Source organism: Brevundimonas sp. (genome assembly GCF_018608325.1).
In the GTDB taxonomy this organism is placed as follows: domain Bacteria; phylum Pseudomonadota; class Alphaproteobacteria; order Caulobacterales; family Caulobacteraceae; genus Brevundimonas.
The window spans coordinates 1-615 of record NZ_JABAZW010000179.1 but is presented as its reverse complement, the minus strand read 5'-3'; the positions used below and the strand labels follow the sequence as shown (position 1 = coordinate 615).

Genomic DNA, 615 nt, shown 5'->3' with positions numbered 1-615 from the left:
GCGTCGGAGAAACGCTTGTCGCGATCATCGTCGCGGCCGACCGGACGGCCAAAGCCAGCGCCAGGCGCACGGCTGGGGCGCGCCACTTCCGGCGTCGCGGGCGGTGCGTTCGGGGCAGCGCGGCCGCCAGGACCGGTACGCGGGCCGCCGGGACGTGCAGCGCCCGGCGCCGGACGCGGGTTCAGTGCTGAATAGCGAACGGGTTCAGCCGGCTTGGCGCCTTGCGGACGCTGGCCGCCAGGACCGGAACGCTGGCCTTGCGGGCGATCGCTTTGCGGGCGCTCGGTCTGCGGACGATCCGTGTAGGAACGCTCGCCGCCGCCCATGGCCTGTTCGCGCGCCGAACGGCCGCCGAAGGCGGGACGGGCGCCGGGGTCGGTGCGGCAGGGGCCGCCGGAGCCGGTGCAGGCGTCGGCGCAGCAGCGACGGGCGCTGCAGCGACGGGCGCTGCAGGCTTGGGTGCGGGCTTGGGGGGCGCAGGCGCTGCGGCGGCCAGCTTGGCGGCTTCGGCGCGAGCGGCTTCAGCAGCAGCCTTGGCGGCGGCGGCTTCTTCGCGTGCGGCCTGGGCGGCGCGTTCCGTGGCGGCGGCCTGTTCGCGAGCGGCGGCTTCAGCAG

Annotated in this window: 1 protein-coding gene; it reads right to left on the bottom strand. The window is 76.6% G+C overall.

From position 1 onward, the window contains the following. Positions 1–181 precede the first annotated feature (181 nt). Positions 182–615: hypothetical protein (locus tag QZ281_RS17860; protein ID WP_363298214.1), on the bottom strand; the 434-nt coding region annotated here is incomplete at its 5' end.